General features: G+C 45.0%; 1 rRNA gene. It reads right to left on the bottom strand.

Going from position 1 to position 242, the window contains the following annotated elements:
• Positions 1-85: ribosomal RNA gene (gene rrf / locus KNP06_RS15225) — 5S ribosomal RNA — on the bottom strand; the annotation flags it as partial.
• Positions 86-242 lie beyond the last annotated feature (157 nt).

The following is a 242-nucleotide window of genomic DNA, read 5'->3' as shown; positions in this document are numbered from 1 at the left end:
ACCCCCAACTACTTTCGGCGCTGAAGCGCTTAACTTCCGTGTTCGGCATGGGAACGGGTGTGGCCGCTTCGCTATCGCCACCAGACAAGTATTATATTAACATTATTTAGTCATAACGTCAATATTATTTAAGAGATTGTTCTCTCAAAACTGAAGACTCATCAATTCACTCAAACCGTTAGACTAGATCAAAGCCTCGACCGATTAGTATCATTCAGCTCCACACGTCGCCGTGCTTCCAC

The sequence above is a fragment of the Exiguobacterium sp. s21 genome, assembly GCF_018617975.1.
In the GTDB taxonomy this organism is placed as follows: Bacteria; Bacillota; Bacilli; order Exiguobacteriales; family Exiguobacteriaceae; genus Exiguobacterium; species Exiguobacterium mexicanum_A.
Note: the sequence above shows the minus strand (reverse complement) of the source record. Positions and strands in the feature narration are given on the sequence as shown.